Source organism: Vibrio crassostreae, from assembly GCF_041439375.1.
GTDB lineage: Bacteria > Pseudomonadota > Gammaproteobacteria > Enterobacterales > Vibrionaceae > Vibrio > Vibrio crassostreae_D.
In genome coordinates this window covers 1-25137 of the sequence record NZ_JBGONY010000068.1, presented here as the reverse complement: position 1 = coordinate 25137, position 25137 = coordinate 1, and the positions used below count along the sequence as shown (strand labels likewise).

The 25137-nt window shown below is 43.4% G+C and carries 37 protein-coding genes and 2 pseudogenes; 34 read left to right on the top strand and 5 right to left on the bottom strand.

Features of this window, described 5'->3' with window-relative positions; translation table 11 throughout:
* Nucleotides 1-54: 54 nt before the first annotated feature.
* The 23 genes and pseudogenes from ACED45_RS20740 to ACED45_RS20630 form a co-directional block, all read left to right on the top strand.
* Nucleotides 55-399: pseudogene (locus ACED45_RS20740) on the top strand (GNAT family N-acetyltransferase); the annotation flags it as partial.
* 18 nt (nucleotides 400-417) lie between these two features.
* Nucleotides 418-578 (top strand): annotated as a pseudogene (locus tag ACED45_RS20735) (MBL fold metallo-hydrolase); the annotation flags it as partial.
* A gap of 9 nt (nucleotides 579-587) precedes the next feature.
* Entirely contained in the window at nucleotides 588-1145 is a 558-nt protein-coding gene (locus tag ACED45_RS20730) for a nucleotidyltransferase family protein (protein ID WP_017068328.1), read from the top strand.
* 139 nt (nucleotides 1146-1284) lie between these two features.
* Nucleotides 1285-1638 carry a tRNA-binding protein gene (locus ACED45_RS20725; RefSeq protein ID WP_017087128.1) on the top strand — a complete coding sequence of 118 codons (354 nt, stop codon included), beginning with the start codon at nucleotides 1285-1287 and terminating at the stop codon, nucleotides 1636-1638.
* Nucleotides 1639-1734: 96 nt separating this feature from the next.
* Nucleotides 1735-1992 (top strand): hypothetical protein, encoded by a 258-nt coding sequence (locus ACED45_RS20720; RefSeq protein WP_004733879.1) that lies wholly within the window; start codon nucleotides 1735-1737, stop codon nucleotides 1990-1992.
* Nucleotides 1993-2090: 98 nt separating this feature from the next.
* Nucleotides 2091-2507, top strand: a complete 417-nt coding sequence (locus tag ACED45_RS20715; protein WP_017096142.1) for a nucleotide triphosphate diphosphatase NUDT15 — start codon at nucleotides 2091-2093, stop codon at nucleotides 2505-2507.
* Between the two features lie 25 nt (nucleotides 2508-2532).
* Nucleotides 2533-2970: an NUDIX hydrolase gene (locus ACED45_RS20710; protein WP_102511426.1), complete on the top strand. Its 438-nt coding sequence runs from the start codon at nucleotides 2533-2535 to the stop codon at nucleotides 2968-2970.
* A gap of 87 nt (nucleotides 2971-3057) precedes the next feature.
* The gene (locus ACED45_RS20705; protein ID WP_017083593.1) at nucleotides 3058-3465 is read left to right on the top strand and encodes a bleomycin resistance protein; all 408 of its coding nucleotides are present in this window, start codon (nucleotides 3058-3060) and stop codon (nucleotides 3463-3465) included.
* A gap of 148 nt (nucleotides 3466-3613) precedes the next feature.
* Entirely contained in the window at nucleotides 3614-4045 is a 432-nt protein-coding gene (locus ACED45_RS20700) for a DUF2000 domain-containing protein (RefSeq protein WP_076647020.1), read from the top strand.
* An 80-nt stretch (nucleotides 4046-4125) separates the two neighbouring features.
* A complete protein-coding gene (locus tag ACED45_RS20695; protein ID WP_102447888.1) occupies nucleotides 4126-4545 on the top strand; it encodes a GNAT family N-acetyltransferase in 420 nt (139 codons plus the stop codon).
* 34 nt (nucleotides 4546-4579) lie between these two features.
* Complete coding sequence (locus tag ACED45_RS20690; protein WP_065681852.1) at nucleotides 4580-5014, top strand: GNAT family N-acetyltransferase; 435 nt, start codon at nucleotides 4580-4582, stop codon at nucleotides 5012-5014.
* An 89-nt stretch (nucleotides 5015-5103) separates the two neighbouring features.
* Nucleotides 5104-5460 carry a hypothetical protein gene (locus ACED45_RS20685; protein WP_065675216.1) on the top strand — a complete coding sequence of 119 codons (357 nt, stop codon included), beginning with the start codon at nucleotides 5104-5106 and terminating at the stop codon, nucleotides 5458-5460.
* Nucleotides 5461-5496: 36 nt separating this feature from the next.
* Nucleotides 5497-5967 carry a GNAT family N-acetyltransferase gene (locus tag ACED45_RS20680; protein ID WP_122081508.1) on the top strand — a complete coding sequence of 157 codons (471 nt, stop codon included), beginning with the start codon at nucleotides 5497-5499 and terminating at the stop codon, nucleotides 5965-5967.
* Between the two features lie 89 nt (nucleotides 5968-6056).
* A complete protein-coding gene (locus ACED45_RS20675) occupies nucleotides 6057-6401 on the top strand; it encodes a VOC family protein (RefSeq protein WP_065681850.1) in 345 nt (114 codons plus the stop codon).
* A 119-nt stretch (nucleotides 6402-6520) separates the two neighbouring features.
* Nucleotides 6521-6937 (top strand): VOC family protein, encoded by a 417-nt coding sequence (locus ACED45_RS20670; RefSeq protein WP_371714910.1) that lies wholly within the window; start codon nucleotides 6521-6523, stop codon nucleotides 6935-6937.
* A 56-nt stretch (nucleotides 6938-6993) separates the two neighbouring features.
* Entirely contained in the window at nucleotides 6994-7413 is a 420-nt protein-coding gene (locus tag ACED45_RS20665) for a GNAT family N-acetyltransferase (protein WP_371714909.1), read from the top strand.
* Nucleotides 7414-7486: 73 nt separating this feature from the next.
* Entirely contained in the window at nucleotides 7487-7891 is a 405-nt protein-coding gene (locus ACED45_RS20660; RefSeq protein ID WP_371714908.1) for a GNAT family N-acetyltransferase, read from the top strand.
* 69 nt (nucleotides 7892-7960) lie between these two features.
* Nucleotides 7961-8542 carry an HD domain-containing protein gene (locus ACED45_RS20655; RefSeq protein WP_371714907.1) on the top strand — a complete coding sequence of 194 codons (582 nt, stop codon included), beginning with the start codon at nucleotides 7961-7963 and terminating at the stop codon, nucleotides 8540-8542.
* Nucleotides 8543-8664: 122 nt separating this feature from the next.
* Complete coding sequence (locus ACED45_RS20650; protein ID WP_004733862.1) at nucleotides 8665-9057, top strand: hypothetical protein; 393 nt, start codon at nucleotides 8665-8667, stop codon at nucleotides 9055-9057.
* 198 nt (nucleotides 9058-9255) lie between these two features.
* Entirely contained in the window at nucleotides 9256-9513 is a 258-nt protein-coding gene (locus ACED45_RS20645; RefSeq protein ID WP_102490769.1) for a hypothetical protein, read from the top strand.
* A 181-nt stretch (nucleotides 9514-9694) separates the two neighbouring features.
* A complete protein-coding gene (locus ACED45_RS20640; protein WP_102431847.1) occupies nucleotides 9695-10159 on the top strand; it encodes a DUF302 domain-containing protein in 465 nt (154 codons plus the stop codon).
* A 261-nt stretch (nucleotides 10160-10420) separates the two neighbouring features.
* A complete protein-coding gene (locus ACED45_RS20635) occupies nucleotides 10421-10933 on the top strand; it encodes an adenylate kinase (RefSeq protein ID WP_371714906.1) in 513 nt (170 codons plus the stop codon).
* 134 nt (nucleotides 10934-11067) lie between these two features.
* The gene (locus ACED45_RS20630) at nucleotides 11068-11292 is read left to right on the top strand and encodes a hypothetical protein (RefSeq protein ID WP_123305093.1); all 225 of its coding nucleotides are present in this window, start codon (nucleotides 11068-11070) and stop codon (nucleotides 11290-11292) included.
* Between the two features lie 95 nt (nucleotides 11293-11387).
* Here the strand turns inward: ACED45_RS20630 and ACED45_RS20625 are convergent, their stop codons facing one another.
* Nucleotides 11388-11720, bottom strand: a complete 333-nt coding sequence (locus ACED45_RS20625) for a PBPRA1643 family SWIM/SEC-C metal-binding motif protein (RefSeq protein WP_102529978.1) — start codon at nucleotides 11718-11720, stop codon at nucleotides 11388-11390.
* A 184-nt stretch (nucleotides 11721-11904) separates the two neighbouring features.
* On the opposite strand from ACED45_RS20625, the gene ACED45_RS20620 reads away from it, so the two are divergent.
* From ACED45_RS20620 to catB, 3 genes are all read left to right on the top strand, one after another.
* A complete protein-coding gene (locus ACED45_RS20620; RefSeq protein ID WP_102529979.1) occupies nucleotides 11905-12297 on the top strand; it encodes a nuclear transport factor 2 family protein in 393 nt (130 codons plus the stop codon).
* An 89-nt stretch (nucleotides 12298-12386) separates the two neighbouring features.
* A complete protein-coding gene (locus ACED45_RS20615) occupies nucleotides 12387-13118 on the top strand; it encodes an SDR family oxidoreductase (protein WP_102431851.1) in 732 nt (243 codons plus the stop codon).
* Nucleotides 13119-13223: 105 nt separating this feature from the next.
* Nucleotides 13224-13850, top strand: a complete 627-nt coding sequence (catB, locus tag ACED45_RS20610) for a type B chloramphenicol O-acetyltransferase (protein ID WP_102479143.1) — start codon at nucleotides 13224-13226, stop codon at nucleotides 13848-13850.
* Between the two features lie 78 nt (nucleotides 13851-13928).
* Here the strand turns inward: catB and ACED45_RS20605 are convergent, their stop codons facing one another.
* A complete protein-coding gene (locus ACED45_RS20605; RefSeq protein WP_102479142.1) occupies nucleotides 13929-14294 on the bottom strand; it encodes a c-type cytochrome in 366 nt (121 codons plus the stop codon).
* A gap of 205 nt (nucleotides 14295-14499) precedes the next feature.
* Here ACED45_RS20605 and ACED45_RS20600 point away from each other — a divergent pair, with 205 nt between their 5' ends.
* From ACED45_RS20600 to ACED45_RS20590, 3 genes are read left to right on the top strand one after another with little or no spacing between them, the layout of a single operon-like run.
* Complete coding sequence (locus tag ACED45_RS20600) at nucleotides 14500-14751, top strand: Rho-binding antiterminator (protein WP_048658678.1); 252 nt, start codon at nucleotides 14500-14502, stop codon at nucleotides 14749-14751.
* 8 nt (nucleotides 14752-14759) lie between these two features.
* Entirely contained in the window at nucleotides 14760-14993 is a 234-nt protein-coding gene (locus ACED45_RS20595; protein WP_102266822.1) for a hypothetical protein, read from the top strand.
* Nucleotides 14994-15053: 60 nt separating this feature from the next.
* On the top strand, nucleotides 15054-15503 hold the full coding sequence (locus ACED45_RS20590; protein WP_102431854.1) for a GyrI-like domain-containing protein: 450 nt from the start codon (nucleotides 15054-15056) through the stop codon (nucleotides 15501-15503).
* 179 nt (nucleotides 15504-15682) lie between these two features.
* On the opposite strand, the gene ACED45_RS20585 is transcribed toward ACED45_RS20590, so the two are convergent.
* Complete coding sequence (locus tag ACED45_RS20585) at nucleotides 15683-16345, bottom strand: glutathione S-transferase (protein WP_371714905.1); 663 nt, start codon at nucleotides 16343-16345, stop codon at nucleotides 15683-15685.
* Between the two features lie 104 nt (nucleotides 16346-16449).
* Here ACED45_RS20585 and ACED45_RS20580 point away from each other — a divergent pair, with 104 nt between their 5' ends.
* Nucleotides 16450-18705: a peptidase U32 family protein gene (locus ACED45_RS20580; protein WP_371714904.1), complete on the top strand. Its 2256-nt coding sequence runs from the start codon at nucleotides 16450-16452 to the stop codon at nucleotides 18703-18705.
* A 123-nt stretch (nucleotides 18706-18828) separates the two neighbouring features.
* Here the strand turns inward: ACED45_RS20580 and ACED45_RS20575 are convergent, their stop codons facing one another.
* Together ACED45_RS20575 and ACED45_RS20570 are read right to left on the bottom strand one after the other, a co-directional pair.
* Nucleotides 18829-19293 (bottom strand): acyl-CoA thioesterase, encoded by a 465-nt coding sequence (locus tag ACED45_RS20575; protein WP_048664989.1) that lies wholly within the window; start codon nucleotides 19291-19293, stop codon nucleotides 18829-18831.
* Between the two features lie 180 nt (nucleotides 19294-19473).
* Nucleotides 19474-21297 carry an ABC transporter ATP-binding protein/permease gene (locus tag ACED45_RS20570; RefSeq protein WP_371714903.1) on the bottom strand — a complete coding sequence of 608 codons (1824 nt, stop codon included), beginning with the start codon at nucleotides 21295-21297 and terminating at the stop codon, nucleotides 19474-19476.
* Between the two features lie 562 nt (nucleotides 21298-21859).
* Here ACED45_RS20570 and artP point away from each other — a divergent pair.
* The 4 genes from artP to artM all read left to right on the top strand — a co-directional run bounded on the left by artP (nucleotide 21860) and on the right by artM (nucleotide 24797).
* Complete coding sequence (gene artP, locus ACED45_RS20565) at nucleotides 21860-22588, top strand: arginine ABC transporter ATP-binding protein ArtP (RefSeq protein ID WP_004733840.1); 729 nt, start codon at nucleotides 21860-21862, stop codon at nucleotides 22586-22588.
* Nucleotides 22589-22710: 122 nt separating this feature from the next.
* Nucleotides 22711-23442, top strand: coding sequence for a lysine/arginine/ornithine ABC transporter substrate-binding protein (locus ACED45_RS20560; protein ID WP_004733839.1), 732 nt, complete (start codon nucleotides 22711-22713; stop codon nucleotides 23440-23442).
* A gap of 3 nt (nucleotides 23443-23445) precedes the next feature.
* A complete protein-coding gene (gene artQ, locus ACED45_RS20555; protein WP_017083621.1) occupies nucleotides 23446-24132 on the top strand; it encodes an arginine ABC transporter permease ArtQ in 687 nt (228 codons plus the stop codon).
* On the top strand, nucleotides 24129-24797 hold the full coding sequence (artM, locus tag ACED45_RS20550) for an arginine ABC transporter permease ArtM (RefSeq protein WP_371714902.1): 669 nt from the start codon (nucleotides 24129-24131) through the stop codon (nucleotides 24795-24797). Before artQ ends, artM begins: the two co-directional genes overlap by 4 nt.
* The last annotated feature ends 340 nt before the right edge of the window (nucleotides 24798-25137 follow it).

Genomic DNA, 25137 nt, shown 5'->3' with positions numbered 1-25137 from the left:
ACCTTGGAACTTCAAACATTAGCAACATAGCCCCGTGGGTTCATGGGGCGCATACCATTATTCGGTGATTACGCATTTGCCCATGCATTAATATTGGAACGGAATTGTGAGCCTTTTGGCTTCGCACTGTATCACTATCGATATTCATCCTTCAGTGGAGAGCCATCAATCTGGCTTGACGACCTATTGGTAACAGGAAATCAAAGATCAAAAGGGTATGGCCGTGAACTTATGTTGGCTTTAAAGTCACAAGCGGAGTCATCATATGCCTCTCACATCTCATGGACGGCAAGTCCACATAATAAGAAAGCGCATGATTTCTACAAAAGGTTGGGTGCAGAGGTTGAGCGAATGGATGGTCAAAGACCTTATTTCCGTTGGGCAATGTGCGATTCGTAAATGAATCAAAAGGGAACTATGAAAATAACGACGCTGGTTGATAACTCTCGACTGGATAACAGGAAAGATTTAGCCGTTGAGTGTGGGCTGTCACTGCATATTGAAACTGAATCGCTAAAGATCTTGTTCGATATGGGAAGTGGCGATACGTTTTGTCAAACGCACCATTACTGGGTGTTTAAGTCACGATGAATAAACAAAAACTAAAGAACCTCATTCAACAAGTTCCTGAGCTAATCGATACAGCCAAAGTATGTCGTGAGGTGGGCTTGCCAAACTTCTATATTGCAGGCGGAGCTATCACTCAAATCATCTGGAATGATATCGAAAACAAACCGCTTCTAGACCAAGTCAAAGACTTCGATGTTGTCTATTTCAATAGTACCTCAGCTATCACCGAAGATGAGTTCAAAAACCGCATTCGTTCGCGGTTAAGTCATTGTGTCGACGTGGACGTAAAGAACCAAGCGACCATTCATGAGCATTACGCTAAGAAGTTCGGTTGCTTCATTCAACCATACGATCGTGTTGAACAAGGTATCGAGTCTTGGCTCTCTGCATTTGCTATCGGGTTTACTTTGAATGATTCAGGCGGCATCAAGTTGTTTTCACCATACGGTGTAGAGGATGCGTTTGATATGCTGATTAAACCGAATAAGCGAGCAATGACAGAAGAAAATTACAACAAAATGACCACTGGCTATAAGGCTCGATGGCAGCAAGTAAAAGTGCTTCCTTGGAATTGATCTATAAAGCTTTGTGGGATCGCTCTTAACATTGGGTATTTAATTCAGTTTGGCGTCAGTGGTAAATTTGAATCTAGTCTCAGCATTGTTAGTGACTTAGTTGTACGTTATGTGATTTGGAAACAATGAGGTCTGGTTTATGAAATACGCTCCAATTAAAGATGAAATTACGTTTGATGATTTCGCGAAATTAGATATTCGTGTCGGCTTAATCGTAAAGGTTTCTGAAGTCGCTAAATCAGATAAGCTGATGAAACTCACCGTCGACTTTGGCGATCATCAGCGATCAATCTTGGCTGGCATTAAACAAGAGCGAGAAAACCCGAAAGAAATCGAAGGCAAGCAAGCTTTGTTTGTTGTGAACTTGCCTGAAAGAAAGATGGCGGGTGAAGTGTCTCAAGGGATGTTGTTTGATATTGGTTATGAAGACAAATTAAATCCGTGTTTAGCTTGTCCTGAAACCGAAATGCCTAATGGTGCTCGAGCTGGGTAACGTACACATAAACGTGAACAATAATGTAAGACGGCATAACGCGTATCTTAACTTAAAGCGAACATCATAGATGGAACACAAAACAGGGTACAAGAGATGAAAGCTGGTACGCCAAGAGACTATAGCGAAGACATGTATAACGTTTATTTTGAAGTTGGAGAGTGGGAAGGAACTGCTCTCAGCATACTTGAGTCGTTTGTTGGTCAGTCACCGTCAACGTCTATTTCACATTTGGAGTTTGGGTATGAACTTGCGATGCCTATCCAATGTGTACCAGATCTCGTGAGGCTTTTGACTGAGAAAAATATCGCTATTTATCAGATCGTACGTGGTAACAAAATACTAGAGTCATAAAAATATTGGTCGAAGTAGAACAGTGAATTAATCGAGATTGATTCGTTATACATGGTACTTATCGTTGAAGGTTGGATTTCTTTCTTAAGGAGTTTTAAGTGAGTCAGGAAGTAAGAGTAGGTGTAGCTGCGGTTATTCTACGTGAAGGACGAGTACTACTTGGAGAACGAATTGGTTCTCATGGGGCTCATACGTGGGCAACGCCGGGCGGACACCTTGAGTGGGGTGAAAGTATCGAAGAGTGTGCCAAACGCGAAACACTCGAAGAGACTGGCTTAGTTGTTAGTGCATTTGAGAAGCTGACTTTTACCAATGATATTTTTGAGAAAGAGAACAAGCACTATATTACGCTGTTTGTTGTTGCTTCTGACGCTAGCGGCGAACCGCAGGTGACAGAACCTGATAAATGTAAGCAATGGAAATGGTTTAAGCTAGATGAGTTACCTGAGCCATTGTTTCTTCCTCTGACGAATCTGTTGAGCGATCCGGTCATCCTTGGGAAGCTAGCGCAGTAAACGCGAATGATTGGAGGGCACATCAATGAGAGCACCTTTTCAAGTTTTAGTCTTTCCCTACAAAACAGTCGATAACAAATCTCGATTTTTAATCGCACGCAGAAGGGACAATGGTGTTTGGCAGGCAATATCGGGTGGTGGCGAAGACAATGAATCATTACTTGAAGCAGCAAAACGAGAGCTCTCTGAAGAGACTCAACTAGTCGGTTGTAATTGGCAGTTGCTCGATTCAATGTGCATGCTTCCAAAAGTCTTTTATGCAGGAAATCACAATTGGACTGAGCATCCATTCGTAATTCCTGAGCATTCCTTCTCAGTTAAAGTGACGGAAGATCCTCAATTATCAAATGAACACACAGATTACCGTTGGTGTGACTACCAAGAAGCTATTGAACTTCTAACATATGACTCGAACAGAAACGCGCTTTGGGAGATCAATGAAAGGCTTTACAAAGCTAGCTAAAGTACACAGATTAATTAACTCTATATTAGAGTGGAAATCCTGATTAGATTCTTACTAATCTCTCGCTATTTAGTGAATAGGTAAATCATGACATTACGAGTAGTTCCAGAGCTTTATTGTTTCGATATTAATGTGAGCAAATCCTTCTTTGTCGATGTGTTGGGGTTTGAAGTGAAATACGATCGCCCAGATGAAGAGTTTGCTTATCTAACGCTCGATGGTGTTGATGTGATGCTTGAAGGGATTGCGGGCAAAAGTCGAAAATGGCTTTCAGGTGATCTGGAGTTTCCGTTAGGGCGTGGTGTTAACTTCCAATGGGATGTTATCGATATCGAACCACTTTATCAGAGAGTTAACGAAAGCGCCGCTGATTCTATTTACTTAGCGTTAGAGTCGAAGTCTTATCAATGTGGTGATTCGATCGCGACTCAGAAGCAGTTCATCGTTCAAACTCCAGACGGTTATCTCTTTAGGTTCTGCCAAGATATTCATTAAATCATGACCTTGTGGTTTAACGAATACTGGTCTTTGCTCGAAATTATTGGATAGACTAAACGTATTAACTGAGTACTAAGGTTGCATTGCTCACGCCCCAGTAATGCGTTATACAAATACTGTGATTAAGAATGAATGAGGATATGTAGTGAGCTATTTGCCAGACGAAAGCCAAAAACGATTCATAGCGGTTTTAAGCAAAAAGATGGATTTAGGAAGAACATTGAACGTGTTAGGGCACTTGAGCGTTGGCCTATCTAATCAATTAGAAAGTGACGAGACTTGCTACGTTGACTATGAAGACTTGGATGGCAATGTCCACCCTAATTTATCTCATTACCCTTTCATCGTGCTGAAAGCAGACAACTCAAATAAGCTTAGAAAAGTGCGTGAAGAAGCCTTCAGCCGTGGTATTAAATTTACCGATTTTACGAGCTCAATGATCGAAGGTGGTTCTGTTGAGCAGCAGCAACGAACCAAAGAAACCAAAGAAGAAGACCTTGAGTATCTTGGTGTATGCCTGTTTGGTGACACGGAGATTCTACGTGAGTTTACAAAGAAGTTTAGCTTGTACAAATAGCTCACTTTAGTGGTTTAGCTATCTGCTAGTAAGTGCATCGAACATGTTACATAAGCCGTTAATCCAGAGATAGGAAGTCAATGGAATACCAATTAGATATCGAGCCCTCCGATGAAGACATTAATGAAGTCCGAGGCGGGTTAATCAAACACAACACACCGTTTCTGGAAGGGATACCCAAGTCTCAAGTTGCGTACTACGCGATGGTGGAAGGCAACAAAGTTGGTGGTATTGTCGCTGATCTTTGGGGAAACTGGTTACTGATTAAGTTTCTCTGGGTCGATGATTCGATGAGAGGAAAGCAAGTCGGTAGTGCGTTGCTTGAACTTATTGAAGAGTATGCGAAGTCTCAAGGCTGTACGTCGTCACTGATCGATACATTAAGTTTCCAAGCTAAGCCTTTCTATGAGAAACGAGGGTATGAATGCCAGATGGTGTTAGAAAATTACCCTGTAGATTCCTCGCTATCGTTTCTCACCAAGTCGCTCGTCAAAAAGTAGCAAATAAAGACCCCGTATATATAAGGAGAGTAGAGTGGTCAACATTCGGGAAATGGCAATTTCAGACTACGACTCAGTGATCGCGTTGTGGTGCCAGACAGAAGGCATGAGTATTCGCGATGCCGATTCGAAAGAAAGTATTGGGAACTATTTAGATCGTAACCCCGGTCTGAGTTTTGTGGCTGAAAATAACAACGAGATCATTGGTGCTGTGTTGGTCGGAACGGATGGACGTCGTGGGTATTTACAACACTTAGCTGTCTCGGCCAACTTCAGAGGGCAAAAGTTAGGTTGTAAGCTTGTTGCAGAGGCGGTCAACGCCCTTGCAGGGTTAGGCATCCCGAAGACCCACTTGTTTGTCTATAACGACAACATCAACGCTCAACAGTTTTACGAAAAATTGGGCTGGTTTCCTCGAGATGAAGTTCGAATGTACTCGTTTAATAGCTCGGATAATAGTAACGTTTAGCCTTAAAGGTTCGCGCTGGCTGAGCTTGAATTTGTAACAGATTCGCGCCCATCTTTCCAATATCAAAACAATCCTTGGAGTATTTAGAAATGTTGTTTTCTAGTCTGTCTAAACCATCGGTTCATGGCTCCGAGTTATGTTCTGAGCTGCTCAATTTCTTCACCGAGCATAAGAGTGATTTCGAAGAAAAGTTAATCCCAGACCTGTCATACATCGATGATATGGCACATGTGGTGAACGGTATCAAAATCAAAGACGTTCTACACATCAATGCGAATCAATACCGACTTCAATATTCGTTTGATTGGGAGTTGTTTCTAGGTTGTTCAGATAGGAACGAAACCGGTGTAGAGAATGGAAGTGTTCTATTCACTCTTGAGGACGATAACGTTCTTAATATCAACTTCCCAAACTACGGTTCTCGAGACACTAGCGATGAGCTCTAGTCGGTTTTTCGTGCGTGTTATACAGAAGGAACAACAATGATAACTATCGAAAGGCTTGAAGAATCGCATGTGGCGTCAGTTCAGGCCATCCAACTCGCCGATGAACAGGTCAAGTTCGCTGGCACAGCTGCAGAGTTTTTATTAGACGGCAGTGAAACGACGCACTTGCACGTGATTAAGTCTGATAACGAAGTTGTTGGTTTCTTTAAGCTGGATATCGCTTACGCAGAGCACTACGAATTCTGCCCAGAAGGAAGCATTGGCTTAAGAGCTTTTGTGCTTGATAAAAACCAGCAAGGTAAAGGTTTAGGAACTGGCACGGTCAAAGCTTTGTTTCCATATTTAAAAGCGAATTACTCAGCGTATGAGTCGATTTACTTAACTGTGAATTGCAAAAATCCGGCAGCATTCAACTGTTATAAGAAAGGCGGCTTCGAAGATACCATTGAGCAGTATTTAGGTGGCGCAGCAGGCCCGCAATTTATCATGCGCGGTCAAATTGCTTAGTAATATGAAACCGACTAATTATTTGATGAGAAACACCTGCACAGCTGTATGCAGATTGAGAGTCTTAAAGAACACGAAAAGGAAATTTGATGAAGGTTCAATATCTTGAAGTGGTTACCCCAGATGTCGATATTGTTTGTGCAACATACGCTCAGCTTTACAATGTGAAGTTCAGTGGTGCTGATGTGAACCTTGGTGGGGCGCGCACTGCAAAGCTATCTAATGGTGGGGTAATTGGCATTCGAGCACCGCTTCGTGAAACTGAAAACCCAACTGTTCGTCATTACACGCTGGTTGAGGATATTCAGTCTGCAGTAAATGCAGCCGAGAAACTAGGTGCCGAAGTCGTGGTGCCGCCAATGGAGTTACCACGTCACGGCATGTGTGCCATTGTTATTCAAGGTGGCGTCGAGCTCGGGTTCTGGCAATTATAAATGATGTATACCTTTTTGATTGTGACGGACGAGATACTACGATTTATGATGCGACACCTAGTGTCTTTGTCAGCTTCATGGCATCATTCGACGCAGCTAAAACCCCAACAAGGTATGTTATGAAACAGAATGTTGTCCACATTGCACTCGTGGTAAAAGACTACGATGAAGCGCTTGATTTCTATGTAAACAAGCTTAAGTTTGATCTCATCGAAGACACGTATCTACCAGAAGAAGATAAACGCTGGGTTGTTGTTGCTCCACCAAATTCAACCGGTGTGAGCCTGTTACTTGCTAGAGCTTCCAAGCCTGAGCAACGCGATTTCATCGGTAACCAAGCTGGTGGACGCGTATTCCTATTCTTAAACACCGATGATTTCTGGCGTGATTACGAACGCATGACGTCTTTGGGCATAAACTTCGTCCGAGAGCCTAAAGAGCAAGGCTACGGTACCGTTGCTGTGTTTGAAGATCTTTACGGTAACTTGTGGGATCTGCTTCAGTTAAACCCTGAACACCCTATGGCTAACAGATAGATAAGCAAGCTTAGCCCACAACCCTAATTCTAGTCATACGGATTGGCAGGAGCGACATGGAAGTCACAAGGTATCACCCCAAGTATTTAACCGCTTTACAGGCGATCTATCTAGAATCAAGACAGAACACCTTTCATTGTGCTGATGCCGACGCTTTTAAGTTATCCGATTTCGAATTAGATACAGAAGGTGAAGAAATATGGGTCGCCGTTTCTGGCAATAAGGTTTTAGGTTTTGCCTCTGTTTGGGAACCTGAAAGCTTCATCCATCACCTCTATGTTTGCCCGCGAACGCTACGTTCTGGGGCTGGTTCTGCTTTACTCAATACTTGCAAACAACATTACTCTGATCTGACATTGAAGTGTTTGACTACCAATGAAAATGCGGTTGGCTTTTATCAGTCGCAAGGCTTTGTAATCTCGTCCACAGAGGGAGAGGGATTAGAGCGTTATCACTTAATGACTTACCAAGTTTAGTAATAACAATCATGGCGATCACAATCTCTGCAATTACAACAAGGGTAATCAAGTCGGGAGCTAAACAGAGAATATGGAAATAAAACAGCTGTCAGCGATGGAGGTACTTCCGGTTAGGCATCAAGTGCTTTGGCCTGATAAACCGATGTCGTTTTGTATGGTGCCAGATGACGAACAAGCAACGCATTACGGCGCGTTTATTGGTGAGCAGTTGGTATGTGTCGCGTCTATCTATATTCAAGGCAATGAAGCGAGGCTGAGAAAGTTTGCCACGCTGCCTGATTTCCAAGGGCAGGGAATCGGTTCAAACGTGATTGAGCATGCGATCTCTAACCTCAAAGATTTAAACATCCAATATTTTTGGTGCGATGCACGTACAACGGCTTTAGGTTTTTATCAAAAGTTTGGGATGGCTGTAGAAGGCTCTGAATTTGAAAAGTCGGGTGTTGCGTATTACAAAATGTCGGTTCATTGGTAGTAACGCTTGTCTGTCGTTAGGTTAGCCCTCCGAACCGCTAAATCACAACTTAAGTTAAGGAAGCTCATCGTGGAAGAAATAAAAGGCATTTTGCAGTTCATGGTAGAGATCGAAAAGCTAAAAGATGTCTCTCGCCAAACGAAACCTGTTGGGTTAAATCGTTATGAAAACTCAGCAGAGCACAGTTGGCACGTCTGTTTGAGCGCTCTTATGTTAAAAGACTATGCCAATGAAGAGATCGATATTACGCGAGTGATGAAGATGTTGCTGATTCATGATCTTGGGGAAATCGATGCCGGAGACACCATCATTTATGCCAGTGAAACTGAAGAAAACAAGCTCAAAGAGAGAAACTGCGTTGAGCGGTTGCTGAAATCATTGCCGAGTCATTTAAGAACCGAGTATTTGGAGTTATGGCTTGAGTTCGAAGCGGGTGAGTCACCGGAAGCCAGATTTGGTAAGGCGATCGATAGAGTGCCGCCTTTGCTTCATAACATCCATGGTGGTGGTCATAGCTGGAAGAAGCACAACATATCCAAAGACAAAGTACTGAGCTTCAATGGCGAGCGTATTTCTAAAGGCAGTCGTGCTCTATGGAAAGAACTAGAAGTGCAACTTGAAGGTGCTGCGGACAAAGGGTTATTAAAGTAAAAGTTAACTATCTTGCCAAGGAATGACAAAGAAGTTTCAACCTAACAACGTTTAAATTAAACTCGGGAATTCATAGTGTTACTTCAGCGTAGCAAGCCCATTGTTAAAGGAATAAGAACAACATGAAAACCACTGCTTTAGCTTTATTGCTGCTTAGTGTTTCTGGTAGTGCATTTGCAACCAATACCAATATTGAAGCGATCGATTACCAAGTGTCGGTCACTGTCGAGGATTCTGAATCAAAACTCAACTTCCCAACCTTTAAGTTCGACTCTTTCGGACAGGAAGTCACATCTCAAACTGAAAAGTGCATTTATTCGGGTGTTCTTTCTAAGCATGAAGCTAACGCTATTCTATTAGAGGCCAAAATGTCATGCGATTATGAAAATGGTGAGTCTAGTAGTGAGATGCCGGTTTTTATTCTTGATCAAGAGGGTGGAGAAGCAAGTATCGAGCTTGGAGAAGATGAAGCAAACCTGTGGAAATACACGGTTCTAATTAAAGCGCTTAACTAAATTTCAAACGATACACAGTTACTCTTTTGTTCTGCTATCGAACACCGCAATGCCTATTAAAGTAGATGCATGACACATGGTATTATCTTGTGTCTCATTTCTTTCTAATAAAACTCTAATGGAAAACAATAAGTTCGAGAATCGAGTGATAAGTTGTTAGTATGTATCAACTTTATAAATGTTAGTTGGCTTATATAAATGCTTGATAATAAGTATATTAAACACCCTTATCACTGTGAGCAGTGCAACGCACTTACCCCGCACCTTGCTGTTAACGCTTCCGATGCTGAATCAAAAGCGGACGCTGAATCTGAAAAGAAACAATGGAAGCTAGGCGTGTTGATGGAGTACCTGATGACGTTATTGTTTAAAGATGACCATAATGTTCCCGGTTTTTATGTCGACAGTGATTACGAGTACCAATGTGAGAAATGTGGGACTAAATCGTGGCACTGATTGTGTGTTTAGCTTTTGAAACAATTCCTACCTAAACTGATGATAATAAGACGCATTAGAAAAGTGATCCTCTCTGCAAACTGAGAATGGAAACGCGTCTATACTGACATGGGTTACGTCGCTGATTTTAGAGGTGGCGCTATGAATTTAAGTTTGATTAGGTTAAATCTCAGAGGTGACGATGAAAAAATTACTACCACTATGCGCCATTTTACTCTCGGCATCATTTTCAGCTGCGGCTTCTGATGGTTTGATTAAATACCAAAGTAATTACTCAGTGAAAGAGACTGCTGACCGCTTTGAAGAAATCGCCAAGAGCAAAGGTTTGACCTTGTTTGCGAGAATCGACCATCAGAAAAACGCGAGTAAGGTCGATCTTGAATTGAGACCAACGGAAGTCATCATCTTTGGTAACCCGAAAGTAGGGACACCATTAATGCAATGTGCTCAAGAAGTCGCGATAGATTTACCGCAGAAGGTGTTAGTCACTGAAGATTCTAGTAAGAAAGTATGGTTATCTTACAACGATCCTAATTACTTGGTAGAACGTCACGCGATCAATGGCTGTGACGAGTTAGTTAAGAAAATATCGGGCGTATTAAGCAAGCTATCGGAAGCGGCAGTGGCGAAAAAGAAAGCTAAATAACCAAGACCAATAAGCACTCATTAAGACTATTAGTGGGTGCGATATGACGATGATATCGCTCATTAGTCATTGTGTTGACAATTAAGCAATAATATATAAAAGTAGTTTTATGAAACTGAATTTAGCGCCATCTAACCAACGAATTATCATCATTCCATAGGAATGGTGGGATTGTTGATGCGTTTTGTTTATCGAACCCACCCGTAAGGTGGGTTTTTTGTATCTGTCTTATGGGTTTTATCTGAATAGAGAGGAAGTCATATGAAAAAGATCGCGGTTTTTGGCAAGCCTGGGAGTGGAAAGTCCACAGTCAGCAAAGCGTTAGCGCTAGCTACAGGTATAGAGCTTCACCAGTTGGACTCTATTGTTTATAAGGCCAGTGGAGAGTTTGTTGAACGTGAAGTATTCGAGCAGGCCCATGAGAGTATACTTAAGTCAGAAAGCTGGATCATTGATGGATTTGGCCCATTAGGTTCATTCAACGCACGTTTAGATGCCGCTGATACTTTGGTTTATATCGACCTTTCTTATCCCATTAGTTACTGGTTCGTCACAAAGCGAATGCTAAAAGGGATGTTCGTTAAACCTGAAGGCTGGCCTGATGGAAGTTCAGTTATAAAAGGTACGATACAAAGTTATAAGACACTAAAACTCTGCCCAAAATTTTGGAATGATGACTTTAGAGCGCGATTAGAATTTCACGCAAAAGAGAAAGAGGTTCACATAATCAGAAGCGTGAGTGAATTGAATAACTTTGTTCATCGACACGTGTAATGGCAATTAATGCCGCTCGTTGCTTTAAACGTTTTGGTTTGCTCATAACTTCATGAATATGTTTAGATTTAATTCAACGTGTGGCATATTTGCCATATGTGTGGTTTGTGCTTTGAGTTAAGGCGATAGATATTATGTATGGAAGTGAGAAGACGAGAGCGTTCTGCTGTAACTGTAAGGAACTGACACTGCACAAGTACACTATGTTCAGTAACCAAGCCGAAAAAGCGCCACAACATGAAAAGAAGCCAGGGTTGCTTGGAATGATTTTATCGTCGCTAGCTTCAAGTGGCGGAAACGGTGACTATAGATGTACAAAGTGTGGAACCAATTTGCGAACACCAGACAATCTAGATTGAGTTTGGCTTATACAAGTAAAAACGGGAAGACCTCAATGATCTTCCCGTTAGGTATTGCTTAACTCATCGTGCATTGGCAGTTTGAGTAAGAAGCCTTATGCGCAACACTTCTTGTATTTCTTACCGCTGCCGCAAGAACATGGGTCGTTACGGTTAGGGGTCTTTTCAAACGTCATCGTTTTTGGCTTGTTTAGTAGAGTATCAAGCTCGATGGTGTTCTCTTCTTTGTCTGCGTCGACTGTAACAGTAACGAAGATAGAATTTTCAGCGGCTAGCGCTTCAACTTCTGCTTTGCGTGCGTCAGTTTGAACCATTACTGCAATTGGAGATTCTTCAGTACCCGCTTTCACATCGCGGTTTACGTTGTAGCCTGCAAGAACGTGGTTCTGTCTTGTTTCGATACGGCCTTTGAAAAATAGTTTCGACATTGGGTACTCATTAAAAATGTTGAAAGGCGCTATTTTTAATGGCGATAGCGCAATGGAGCGGGGATTATACGCATATATTGCAATTGATAAAGCAGTGATGTGAGTAAAAGCTGTTTGGTTTCTACTTAAGTATGATTGAGAGTATCGGCACTTATCTGATTTAAACAGACATTAGGGAATAGAGATGACATCAAAAGACGTGGTATTAGGTTTTTGGGACGCAATGCGCACCAACGACTTTGCCAAAGCGGCCGAATGGCTAGCGGAAGATTTTCAAGGGTATTGGCCTCAGTCGTCTGAATTGACGGTAGGGCGTGATAACTTCACAGCTATCAATTCTGAATATCCAGCGAATGGGGTTTGGAAGTTTGAGCTGAACTCGATTGTTTGCGAAGGTGATACCGTCGTGACCGATGTATCAGTGACGGACAGCGTACTAAACGATCGCGTGATTACCTTTCACACGATTGTTGATGGTTTAATCCAAAAGCAAACTGAGTTTTGGCCAGATGGCTTTGCTGCACAAGAGTGGCGTGCAAAGTGGGTTCAGATAGCGAGCCCTAAATCACTTAAGTAACAAGGCCAAATGCAAGAACACGAAGCTCACAATAGAGTATGTGCATAACAACAATCAGATAAATAAAAGTCAGCGAGTTAGGAGATTTCATGAACAAGATCGTAATCGTTACAGGCGGAAGCCGAGGCATTGGTGCCGCTACATCGAAGCTATTAGCAAAACAAGGCTATGCGGTGTGTGTCAATTTCATACACAATGAATCAAGAGCTGATGAACTGGTGAATGAGATACGCGATCAGGGCGGTACTGCTATCTGTGTGCGTGCCGATGTGTCGGTAGAATCTGACGTAAAGTCCCTGTTCGAAATTGCACGTCATAAGCTTGGGCCAATTACCCACTTGGTCAATAACGCTGGCATCTTATTTACCCAATCTGCACTAGAAGACATCGAGATTGATCGCTTTGAAAAGGTCATGAAATCGAATGTCTCAAGCTGTTTCTTATGCAGTAAAGCCTTTATCAAACAAGCCGATGGTGCTGGGTCGATTGTGAATGTATCGTCTGCCGCTTCTCGCACAGGCGCACCGTTTGAGTATGTGGATTACGCAGCATCGAAAGGTGCGATGGATTCATTGACCAAAGGGTTATCTCTTGAACTGGCTGCGCGTAATATTCGCGTTAACGGTGTTAGACCAGGCTGTATCTACACGGAGATGCACGCAGACGGCGGAGAGCCTGATCGCGTAGACAGACTAGCTTCGCAGCTACCGTTACAACGAGGTGGCACACCAGAAGAAGTCGCGAACTCTATCGCTTGGTTGTTATCAGATGAAGCTTCATATGTCACTGGCTCATTTATTGATATTGCGGGCGGTCGATAGGGCTTAGGGGCTCTAAAATTAAGAGAACGTAGGCTCTAAAAAACGCTTGTGAAGAACCAAGCAACAAAAGTACCTAACTAAAAGAACGAAACTAAGAGTACAAACATGAAAAACTATTTTGAAAGCCCGTTTGTCGGCAAGTCACTCAAAGAACAAGTGACCAATCCTAATATCATTGTGGGCGAGCACAGTTATTACTCGGGTTACTACCATAACCACAGCTTTGATGACTGTGCGCGTTACCTTTTACCGGATAGAAGCGACATCGATAAGTTAATCATCGGTAGCTATTGCTCGATTGGTTCTGGCGCCGTGTTCATGATGGCGGGCAACCAAGGCCATCAAAACCAGTGGGTGAGTACATTCCCGTTTTTCTATCAAGAGGATGAGAAGTTTGAAGGTGCGATAGACGGCTTTGAACGCTCAGGCGACACTGTGATTGGTAACGATGTGTGGATCGGTACAGAAGCGATGATTATGAGCGGTGTTAAGGTCGGTGATGGGGCTATCATTGCAAGTCGAGCGGTTGTGACTAAAGACGTTGCACCATACTCGATTGTCGGTTCGAACCCAGCACGCCACATTCGATACCGCTTTAGCGAAGCGGAAATTACACTGCTATTAGAAATGAAATGGTGGGAATGGAGCGAAGAGCAAATCAAAGGTGCAATGTCGCTGATGTGTTCTTCAGATATCGGTGGACTTTACCAATACTGGAAGGCGCTCAAGTAGTCGCCTTCCCGATATAGCTTCGCGTGAAAATATATTCCCACATGATGTTTATACAAGAATACTCAAACAAGTGAAAACTTACTGAATTGCTTCTACGTACGTCAGAATATCCAGAGCATCTTGCTTTGTGATTACACCTTGCCACGCTGGCCTGCCTTGCTCTACATCGCCTTCTAAAATGTCATCCGCCAAAGAACTTGGACTGGTAAAAAAGCCGCTCAATTTATTAGCGATGTTAGCGGGCTTGTGTGGCAATGAAGCGGCTGTAGGCCCGTCTCCGTGACCTTTGTCGCCATGACACACCTGACAAAGCTGTCGATATTTGGTTTTGCCATTGGCGAAGTGGCTCGCATCGACTTCTGAGGCAGCACTCGCACTAAACGCCATCATTGAAGCGACTAAACCCAAGAAAGCTAACACGCGTAACTGGTTGATGTATTTCATTGTTTTATTCTCGATTGTTATTTAACGGTGCAAGAATAAATAAGAGTGAGTAAAAGAAACGTGAATGACTACAGCGAGACTAAACTTAACTTAAATTCGCTTATGTGATTAAAGGTAAGCAATGTGATCTAAGTAAATGATTGATTATAAACAGTTTGCATAGTACAGCGTGCCGCATTAGCGTGATGGATGAATGGGAGGCATTATGATTAGTTGCAGTGATTACGATTATATTGAAATTGTGTGTATGCACCGGTACCCAATTAAGCTGACTTTGAATTCTGGTGAATGGGTTGAAGGTGTTGCTTTAGATACTAAGCGTAACCAAGACCGAGAAGAGTGCATCAAGCTAAGTGTTGAAGGTCGAGAACAACTTGTTGTGTTGACTGAAATTATCGAATTAGAAGTGTGTGTCGACAACCCTCATTTTAAGCAAATATCTTTCAAAACGTCATAGGGTGACATATGAATAATTCAATAGAACAAGGCTACTGCACATCTTGTCGTGAACGCACGCAACACGTTGTTGTTTTGGTTAGAAAGGAAAGTGCATTTGCAGGCAAGCCAAACCAAAAGCGACATGAATTTATCGCAGGCGTAATTAAAGGGTGGTTTTTGGGGCCTTTTATCGCCTCTATGGATGAGTTTTCTCGTCATGTTGTGTGTGAAAAGTGCGGACACAAAGAGATTCAAGATTAGAATTCGATTCAACGCGTACTGAACCTTCTGGTTTAAGAAAATGGCTTAGGAAATAGAAGAGTGAAAGAACAAATATTAGAAGCGATAAAAGCATATGGTTTTTCGGTAAGAACCAACAATACCGATGAGGTTGATCCGGCTAAGGCGCAAATTGGGCAATTGTGGCAAGGCTTTTTCGAACAAGCTTTTCCTAAGCTGACCCCAGACTCAAAGGTATACGGCGTTTACACCAACTACGAGTCAGATTTTACGGGCGAGTTTGATGTTATCGCGTGTACCAATGCGCTTACCGATAATAGTTTAGATAATCTAGTTGAAACCAATATCGAAGCAGGCAAGTACTTAACGTTTTCTGCTGAGGGTGAATTACCGCAAGCTGTGATCGACCTATGGGGTGAAGTGTGGGCGTATTTCAACGCAGCAGACTGCCCACATGTTCGAGCTTACACAACAGATTTCGAATTCTACAAAGGTGAAACTGAAGTTGAGATTTCGATTGCGATTAAGTGATTGGTTTAAAATGAACAAAAGGCTTAGCTTAGACTGTGGTCGCTAGTTAAGAGACAGTAGTTACCGGTAAAGAGACAACGGAAACCCAGTTAAGCCTTTGAATATCTGCTCATTACAAAGAAGATACAGTGTCACGTACTTACCTTGATTACTACGCTTTCTCTATCCTTGAATTACCATTATCCACCAAAAAGACAATCTTGCTTGGTTTCATTCCACAAAGGGTATTGCTTCATTACTTGGGTGTAGAGCTTACTTTCGAGATGCGCTCTTAACCAACGTCCTACGTTTTGATATTCCGATTTCACAAACCACTTCTTTTCGACTCGCACAAACTGGCTGACAAAAGGCATCACCGCAAAATCGGCCAAGCTTGGGGTTTCTCCAAAAAAGTAGGGCTGATCGGTGAGTCGCGCTTCCAGCTGACTAATGAAGGTTTCGCAGGCTTGTCGGCGTTGTTCAACATCGATGTTTCGGTAACGAACCGATGCACGATACTTTTCTAAATAGCTAATAAATTCTTCATCGTTGGTTTTAATGAGTTGCTGCACTTGTTCGCTAAGTATTGGCTCACTTGAACGCAGAAGATCTTGAGGATCGTTCTGTTGAAGTGCCCAGTTCATCACATCCAAGCTTTGTTCAATGACTTGTCCGTTGGGTAACACCAATACCGGTACTGTCCCTTTTGGCGAACTGGCTAATAGTTCGCTAGGCTTGTCTTTGGTAATGACTTCTCGAAGTAACACTTTTTGCTGTGATAGTGCGATGCCCATTCGTCCGCGCATTGCATAAGGGCAACGGCGCAAAGAATAAAGGATAGGTAGATCGGATTCGTTCGGCATTATTGAGGTCATTTAGTTTGAAAAGTGTTGTACGGTGGTAAAGAGATCGTGATGTGGGTAGAATACGCGGCTTAAAAATTATAAGTAAGTGAGCGACTTCAAAAATGAGCAGAAAAATTGAGTTATTAGCCCCAGGTGGCGATGTAGAAGCGATAAAAGCCGCCATCGTAGCGGGTGCTAATGCAGTTTATTGTGGTTTAGACACATTCAACGCTCGTAACAGAGCCTCTAACCTATCGTTAGACGAATTGAATGGTGTGATTCGCCTTGCTCATGAATACGGCTGTGAAGTGTTCCTGACTCTTAACGTTGTGCTACTGGAGCACGAGACTAAGAGCATCACCAAACTGCTGAACCAGCTTGTGAACACCAAAGTCGATGGCATCATTGTTCAAGACTTGGGTTTATTCAACCTGGTTAAGAAGCATTTCCAATCGTTAGACGTTCACGCGTCGACTCAGTTAACTACGCACAACGAAGGCCAGATTAAGTTCTTGTCTAAGATTGGCGCGACGCGCGTTAACTTGTCTCGTGAGTTGAACCTGCCTGAAATCAAGATGCTGACGGAAGTGGCACACGATCACGATGTACTAACCGAAGTGTTCGTACACGGCGCTCTGTGTATCGCATTCTCTGGTCAATGTTACTCAAGCTCAGTAAGTGTGGGTAACTCAGGTAACCGTGGTCGTTGCAGCCAAGCGTGTCGTGATGAATACGAAATCACCAATGCAGGCAACAAGTTCCCACTCAACCTGAAAGATAACTCAGCATACTACGACCTACCTGAATTGGTTGACGCGAAAGTCGACTCACTGAAAGTAGAAGGCCGTATTAAAGGCGCACACTACGTTTACACCGTGGTAGACACATGGCGTAAACAGATTGATAGCTTTGTAGAAAGTGGTTTGTTGATCGAAGACGATTCGAACCTGCACAAAGTATTCAACCGTGATTTCACCAACTCTTTCCTAAAGGGCAACCTAACGAAAGACATGTTCATCGATAACCCGCGCGACAACAGCATGAACTACGCTGTTGAGAAAGCGACGGAGCAGAACAACGAAATCTCAGTAGTACAAATTCAAGAAGTGACCAACGAACTTCACCAAGCGAAAGACGTTCTTGGTAACGAAATGCGTGACAAGATCGAGTTCCTTGATATTCGTAAGACACCAGTAGCCCTGTCGTTCAGTGCAAAAGTGGGTCAACCATTTACGGTGACTGTGAACACGCCAAAAGAGAACTTTACCCTTCAATCTAAATCGCTATTGAAAGCGGTTGAAGAGAAGGCTATTACTCAAGAGCTACTTGAGAAGCGATTCAAAAACGTGAAGAGTGCGGTTCACACACTAGAGAGCCACGACTTCAGTGAAGTGGATGCGGGCTTGCTGATTCCTCTTAAAGAGGTTTCGGATCTGAAAGACGAGATCGACTTCATTCTGAACGGTTCTGTGGAAGTGATTAAGCACGTTGAAGTGCCTGCACTGCCTCAACACCCTAAAGTGAACGAGAAGCCGACTATGTCGATGCTTATCGCTGACGTTGAAGACTTACACCTATGTGATGTGACTGACGCGGATGTTTACTTCAAACTGCCAGAAAGCTTCAAGAAGCGTTGTAACAAATACATCGACATCTTGGCAGCAAACCCACGTTTGATTCCTTGGTTCCCAGCGGTATTGATCGGTAAAGATTACGACGAAGCGGTTCGTATTCTAGAAGAGATCAAGCCAGCTCGCATCGTGACTAACAACACGGGTATTGCTTACAAAGCTTATGAGATGGGAATTGAGTGGGTTGCAGGCCCGTTCATGAACACAACCAACTCTCACGCACTGGTTACTTTGAAAGAAGAGCTTAACTGTGCTGGCGCATTCATTTCGAACGAGATCAACAAAGGTCAGATTCGTCATATTCGTCGCCCAGAGAACTTCAAACTGTTCTACAGCATTTACCACCCAATCTTGATGATGACTAGCCGTCAGTGTTTCTTCCAAAGAACAGTGGGTTGTAACAAGCCAAGTATTGAAGCGGGTTGTATGTTGAAGTGTGAGAAAGCAACCACGATTACCAACGTGAAAGGCATCTCTTTCGCGGTTGATAAACAGAAGGGTGGCTACCCAAGCATTTACAACCACGAGCAGTTCTTGAACCATGACGCAGTGACAGATTTCTCTGGTCTGTTCGACGAGTTCTTCATTGACCTAACCAACATCGGTGCAGGTTCTAAAGAAGTGAAAGATAAAGTCGAGCTTATCAAGCATTTCGAAGCGCTACTGAACGGCGTAGAAGGTTCACAACAGAACCTAGAGCAGATGGTTGAAGTTCGAACTAACGCTCAGTACGTGCAAGGTCTATAGGGTTCAAGGTTTATAAGGCTTAACTGCTTATAAACACTTTGAACCAATAAACACAAGGCCACTCAATCGAGTGGCCTTTTTAATGTCTGAAACTTTCTGAGTCTTTCTCAATCAGCGAATACGTTATTCTGTCACGGCTTCTTGTTTGAAGCATGGGCTTTTCAACGTGTTCATCTTTTCGATTTCATTGGTTAAGCGTAACGAGAGCAGGGCTTTTTGGTTTGAAGCAAAATCAAACATCACGATAGTTGCGGTGCCGATGGTCGTCAGTTTCTGCTGAGCCTTACTGACAATCGCGTATTCCATAGTGAACCGGTCATCTTGAATGTCGGTAACACGTGAGCCAACCATCAAGGTATCTGGATACGTGACTGGGCGGAAATACTTACAGTAAGTGTCACCTAGAACAGGACCAACTTTGGTAATCGCCATCTCTTCCATTAGCTCGACGTGTTTGAAAAAATCTAAGCGAGCGGTTTCGAAATAGCGAAAATATACGGCGTTGTTAACGTGATTGAGTGCGTCCATTTCTCCCCAAGCGACAGGGATTTCTGTTACTACCGGGTAGTCAGATAATAGTGCTTCCATGCGAACTCTCTTATGCTTATCTGTGTAATTAACGTTATCGACTTACCCTTCATCGGGATAAGTTGTTATTGGAATAAAAACCCTACCGCCAAATTAACAAAACTGCAACACGTGTGATTCAAGTTTTTGAAGCTCGAAACCACACAATGTCAGTCACTTAGTTACACCTGCACGCAATGGTTAGGCACTAAGGTGTTTGAATTGCAGCTCAACCAAGCGTTGGTACAATTCGCAGCTATTGATGAGAGACTGGTGGTCGCCGATGTCTACTAGCTGTCCTTTATCGAGCACCGCAATCTGGTCAGCGTGTTTAATTGTTGATAATCGATGGGCGATAATGATCGTCGTTCTGCCACGCATTAACTCTTCTAACGCTTGTTGTACGTGATGCTCACTTTCGCTGTCTAGTGCACTGGTTGCTTCATCCAACAATAGAATATTCGGATCTTTCAAGATGGCACGTGCGATAGCAATACGCTGTCTCTGTCCGCCAGAAAGCCTTACACCACGCTCACCAAGAAAGCTGTTGTAGCCATCTGGTAGGTTCTGAATAAACTCGTGCGCGTGTGCTTTCTTAGCCGCTTCGATAACTTGCTCGTCTGTTGCCTGCGGGTTGCCGTAGCGAATGTTATGGAACACATCATTACTGAACAGAGCAGGTTGCTGCGGCACCAATGCCATCTGCTTTCTTAGCTCGTTAGGATCAAACTGATTTAGTTCAACGCCGCCTAACGTCACTTTACCCACTTGTGGGTCGTAGAAACGTTGCAGCAGCTCGAATAGGGTAGTTTTACCTGCGCCAGATGGGCCAACCAGTGCCAATACTTTGCCTTCATGGGCAGTGAGCGTGAGGTTGCTTGTTGCGGGCTGGTCCGGTCTTGATGGGTAACAGAAGGTCACATCATCAAATGCGACCTCTGGCGTTACGTTAGCAAGCGAAGTTGGATTCGCGACTGGCGCAACAATATGGCTTTCAACTTGTAGGATCTCGATTAATCGCTCGGTCGCACCTGCCGCTCGTTGCAGTTCGCCCATCACTTCAGAGATCGTACCTAATGACGAAGCAACCATGATTGCGTAGAACACAAACGCGGCTAAATCACCTGCTGACATAGTGCCGTTAATAACATCACTGCCGCCAACCCAAAGCATGCCTGCGATAGCACTGAATACAATCACGATAACGCCAGAGATAAGAATCGCGCGCTGTTTTACACGCTGGCGACCAATCTCATAAGCCTTTTCCACTTCAACAGCGAACGACGCTTTCTCTTGCTCTTCTCGGCTGTAGCTTTGAACCGTTTTAATATGCTCAATCGCCTCACCGGCATAAGACCCGACATCAGACATCGAATCTTGGCTTTGACGAGATAGGGCTCTTACACGACGCCCGTACACAAGAATCGGAATCAAGATAAATGGCACCGAGGCCAATACAATCAACGTCAGCTTAATATTGGTCGCAAACAGCATGATGATTGCACCAATACACATCAACGCGCTGCGCATCGCCATAGAGAACGATGAACCAATGATACTTTGAAGCAGAGTGGTATCCGTGGTGATGCGCGACATGATGTCGCCACTGCCGTTGGTTTCAAAGTAACTCGGGTGCAGCGTCACGACATGATTGAAAACCGATAAGCGAATGTCCGCACTCACGCGTTCCCCAACAGAAGAAACCAAATAGAAGCGGAAGAAAGTACCAATCGAGATTAATACGACCACGACCATGATGAATTGAATCGCACTGCCTAAATCTGAGAGTGATTGTTGGCTAAAACCTTGGTCGATAAGAAGGCGAATACCGTGTCCGACTGAAAGGGTTAAGCTCGCCGTGAAGATCAACGCGATCAAAGCAGCAATCACACGGCCTTTATAGGGCTGAATAAATTTGCTGAGCTCGAACAGAATACTGAGGCTTTTTTTCTCAGGTTTGGGTTCTGGCGCTTTTTGAGTCGATCGCTGAGTTGAGTCGAGCGTAGAAGAGACATCGTTTTGCATATGACTGCCTTAATGTGTTGTCGCTTTAAAAATAGATGGCTTGTTACTTATGGCTAATTACTTATGGTTTATGACTTGTTGCCTGTACTGCGCGTTTTTCGCTGGGCAGTAATTGTTGTTGAGAATAGAACCCATTAAAGCATTTATTGCGCTGTGACGCTCCCTAGGAAACTCAATTTCCAATATTTCATCATCACCAAGTGCATAGTTCAAAACGACCTTAAAGGAAAACTAAGCATTTTGATCCAGTCCGTTCGATAGGAAAGTAGGGGGTTTAACCCTAATTTTTATGCAAGTAAATTAGCGTTAATAGGAGAGTGCGTTCATAAACTAGTAATCGAGTTATGATTTATAAATTGATAGAAAAACGTTTGCTTTTTATCTCGATACTAACCTTATCAATGGCTTGCAGTTTTTGGTTGTAAGACCAGTTATAGCGACTGTTTTTTGTGCAATATTTGTTACAAAAATTCAACAAAGTAGTTTTTTATACATTTTTCTTGCATAAAACCTCGGATTGAATAGAATAACCAACAAATGATAATTAATGCAGTATTGTGGCATGAGTATTCAAGTAAAGAGCATCAACAAATCATACGGTGATACCCAAGTTCTTCACGACATCAGTTTCGACTGTGAGAGTGGCGAAACCTTGGTATTGCTTGGCCCAAGCGGCGCAGGCAAGAGTTCACTACTGCGAGTTTTGAACCTGCTAGAAATCGCGGACAACGGCGAATTAGACATTGCTAACGAGCAATTCGACTTTGCTGGTCAGATCCAAGAGAAGCAAGGGCTTAAACTGCGTCGTAAAGTCGGCATGGTGTTCCAGCAATACAACTTATGGCCACACATGACGGTGATGGAAAACTTGATTGAAGCACCAACCAAAGTTGCGGGTTTGGATAAGCAAGAAGCGATTAAGCAAGCTCAAGAAGTACTAAAGACACTTCAACTTGCCGACAAAGCAGACGCTTGGCCACTTCAACTGTCTGGCGGTCAACAACAGCGTGTTGCGATTGCACGTGCGCTGATGATGAAACCGGATGTGTTGTTGTTTGATGAACCAACAGCGGCGCTTGATCCTGAGATCACCAACCAAGTCGTGAGCATTATTAAAGAATTGAGCGGAACGGGCATTACCCAAGTAGTCGTGACGCACGAAGTCGACTTCGCGAAGAAGATTGCTAGCCACGTTCTGTACCTAGAGAAAGGGTACATCGTTGAACACGGCACCAGTGATTCATTCGTTAATCCGCAGACACCTGAGTTTGCCGAGTATTTGACTCATTAAATCTGAGTTAACGCATAAGATTCACGTAACTCTCTAGATTTAGCTAAACACAACATCAATTAAAACAATCAAATTATAAGAATGGCCACAGGCCGCTATTACACAGTATTCGGAGTAACAAAATGAAAAAGATTCTACTAGCTTCACTTATCGGCCTTGCTTCTTTTAACGCAGCTGCTCAAGAAGAAATCAAATTCGCAATGGAAGCAACTTACGCACCATTCGAATACATGGATGAGAACAACCAAATTCAAGGTTTTGACGTAGACTTAGCAAACGCACTTTGTGAAGAGCTGAAAGCAACGTGTACTTTCCACAACCAAGCATTCGATAGCTTGATCCCTGCGCTTAAATTCAAACGTTACGATGCAGCTATCTCAGCAATGGACATCACAGAAGCGCGTCTTAAACAAGTGAACTTCTCTAACGCATACTACGACAACTCTGCAGCATTCATCTCTTTCGAAGGCAAAGTAGCAGACCAAGCAGCACTAGAAGGTAAGCGTGTTGGTGTTCAAAACGGTTCTACTCACCAGAGCTTTCTACTTGAGCAAATGACTGGCGTAACAGCGGTACCTTACTCAAGCTACCAAGATGCGTTCATCGACATGAAAAACGGTCGTATCGATTCTGTATTCGGTGACACAGCCGTTGTAGCAGAATGGTTCAAGAAAGAAGACAACCTAACGTACGTTGGCGACCAAGTAACAAACCAAGAGTACTTCGGTAACGGCTTTGGTATCGCAGTAAACAAGAGCAACCAAGAACTTGTAGACCAGCTCAACGTTGCACTTGCTGCAGTGAAAGCGAACGGCGAATACGACAAGATCTTCAACAAGTACTTCGGTAAGTAATTTATGGAATTAACGGGTTACTCTTTAGGGCTCGTCGAAGCAAGCTGGATGACTGTTCAGCTTGCATTCGTAAGTCTATTGGTTGGATTGGTTCTAGCAGTTTTGTTTGCAAGTGGTGAGATGTCTCGTCGTATTGCAATCAAATGGCCAACGACTGCATTTGTGACGATTGTTCGTGGTTTACCAGAAATTCTGGTCGTACTGTTTATCTACTTTGGTTCGACACAAGTTCTGTTCATGATCACTGGCGACTTCATCGAAGTGAGCCCGTTCTTATCTGGTGTTGTTGCACTGTCACTTATCTTTGCTTCTTACGCTTCACAAACCATCCGTGGTGCTTTGAAAGCAGTAAGCAAAGGGCAGAGAGAAGCAGCAAGCGCGCTTGGTATCTCTCAATCACGTTCATTCTTTCGTATAGTTTTACCTCAAGCGGTAAGGCACGCACTACCAGGGTTAACCAACCAATGGTTAGTGTTACTGAAAGACACTGCATTAGTTTCGCTGATTGGCGTAACAGATTTGCTGAAACAAGCACAACTAACATCAGCGGCAACGCACGAAGCATTTACTTGGTACGCGACAGCAGCAGCAATCTACTTGGTCATCACTTTAATCACACAAAGATTGGTAAAAGTGATTGATGGTAAGTTCTCTATTCAAGGTTTGGGTAACAAAGGGGCAATGGCATGAATCAACAATACCTCTCTCAAATGCTTGAAGGCTTAGTGACCAGTCTTCAACTCACAGGTGCTTCATTGCTGGTTGGTTGTATCTTGTCACTGCTGATGACGGTAACGCTAATTCTAAGAATACCGGCGATTCACTGGTTCACTCGTGGCATCATCACGCTGTTCACTGGCACACCATTGTTGGTTCAAATCTTCTTGGTGTATTACGGCCCGGGTCAGTTCGATTGGATTCGTGAAAGCTTCATGTGGACTTGGTTAAGCCAACCTTGGTTCTGCGCAATGTTAGCATTAGCTTTGAACACCGCGGCATACAGCACGCTACTGTTCAGAGGCGCATTCAACGCCATTCCAGCAGGGCAGTGGGAAGCATGTCGCGCACTTGGTATGGACAAAATCGCAACGCTGAAAGTGTTACTGCCATATGCACTACGCCGCGCCGTTCCAGCTTACTCGAACGAAGTGATTCTAGTTTTCAAAGGTACGTCACTGGCAAGCACCATCACCATCATGGATTTGATGGGTTACGCTCAGCGTATCAACGGCCAAACCTACGACACACTAACGGTGTTCGGTATTGCTGGCGCATTCTACTTAGCAGTAAACGGCATACTAACGCTGATCTTCCGTCAGGTAGAGAAGAAAGCCCTCGCATTCGAAGCCGTGTAAGCTAGCCACACACAAGCTTAACTAACGTATAAAGCCTGCCATTTATGTTCGCATAGATGGCAGGCTTTTTTGTGTTTGGGGGCATGCTCATGGGAACTGTGTTTATATCCAGCAAGAGGGGTTGTTGCGCAATTCATACTATATGGAAATATTCTAGATTCTGTCATTCAATGAGTTTATCTATGTTTTAAGTCACTGAAATGCTGTGATTAATCGTGATAAATTGATGTGCATATGAAACTAGATAGAAAAATTCTATATTTAAATGCAGAATTTTTCTGTCTAATAGCTGTTGAACTAAGCCGCTTCGCGGAGGACTTTCCTCTCACTTATCCGATAG